The organism is Kitasatospora sp. NPDC041988 (genome assembly GCF_055588525.1).
On record NZ_JBVJCO010000107.1, the window covers coordinates 1,927 to 3,262 of the forward strand.

The following is a 1,336-nucleotide window of genomic DNA, read 5'->3' on the forward strand; positions in this document are numbered from 1 at the left end:
GTACATGCTGCAATGACACGACTTCGGTGATGTGCTTGAGCCCCGCTACATTGTCGGCGCGGAATCACTTGACCAGTGAGCTATTACGCACTCTTTCAAGGGTGGCTGCTTCTAAGCCAACCTCCTGGTTGTCTCTGCGACTCCACATCCTTTCCCACTTAGCACACGCTTAGGGACCTTAGTCGGTGTTCTGGGCTGTTTCCCTCTCGACCATGGAGCTTATCCCCCACAGTCTCACTGCCACGCTCTCACTTACCGGCATTCGGAGTTTGGCTAAGGTCAGTAACCCGGTGAGGCCCATCGCCTATCCAGTGCTCTACCTCCGGCAAGAAACACGTGACGCTGCACCTAAATGCATTTCGGGGAGAACCAGCTATCACGGAGTTTGATTGGCCTTTCACCCCTAACCACAGGTCATCCCCCAGGTTTTCAACCCTGGTGGGTTCGGTCCTCCACGAAGTCTTACCTCCGCTTCAACCTGCCCATGGCTAGATCACTCCGCTTCGGGTCTTGGGCGTGCAACTCAATCGCCCTATTCGGACTCGCTTTCGCTACGGCTACCCCACACGGGTTAACCTCGCTACACACCGCAAACTCGCAGGCTCATTCTTCAAAAGGCACGCAGTCACGAGACACACAGCAAGCTGCATGTCCGACGCTCCCACGGCTTGTAGGCACACGGTTTCAGGTACTATTTCACTCCGCTCCCGCGGTACTTTTCACCATTCCCTCACGGTACTATCCGCTATCGGTCACCAGGGAATATTTAGGCTTAGCGGGTGGTCCCGCCAGATTCACACGGGATTTCTCGGGCCCCGTGCTACTTGGGAATAATTCAAACGAGCCGTACAGATTTCGTCTACGGGGGTCTTACCCTCTACGCCGGACCTTTCGCATGTCCTTCGACTACCCATACGGTTTCTGACTCGCCGACCGGCCGGCAGACCGATCAAGAAAAATCCCACGACCCCCAAGTGGCAACCCCTGCCGGGTCTCACACCACCTGGGTTTAGCCTCATCCGGTTTCGCTCGCCACTACTCCCGGAATCACGGTTGTTTTCTCTTCCTGCGGGTACTGAGATGTTTCACTTCCCCGCGTTCCCTCCACATACCCTATGTGTTCAGGTATGGGTGACAGCCCATGACGACTGCCGGGTTTCCCCATTCGGAAACCCCCGGATCAAAGCCTGGTTGACGGCTCCCCGGGGACTATCGTGGCCTCCCACGTCCTTCATCGGTTCCTGGTGCCAAGGCATCCACCGTGCGCCCTTAAAAACTTGGCCACAGATGCTCGCGTCCACTGTGCAGTTCTCAAACAACGACCAGTCACCCACCC

General features: G+C 56.5%; 1 rRNA gene (cut by a window edge). It reads right to left on the reverse strand.

Annotation, left to right across the window (positions count from 1 at the left end):
* Positions 1 to 1,283 (reverse strand): 23S ribosomal RNA (locus ACZ6NC_RS41855); it reaches 1,924 nt to the left of the window's first position.
* Between the last annotated feature and the right edge of the window lie 53 nt (positions 1,284 to 1,336).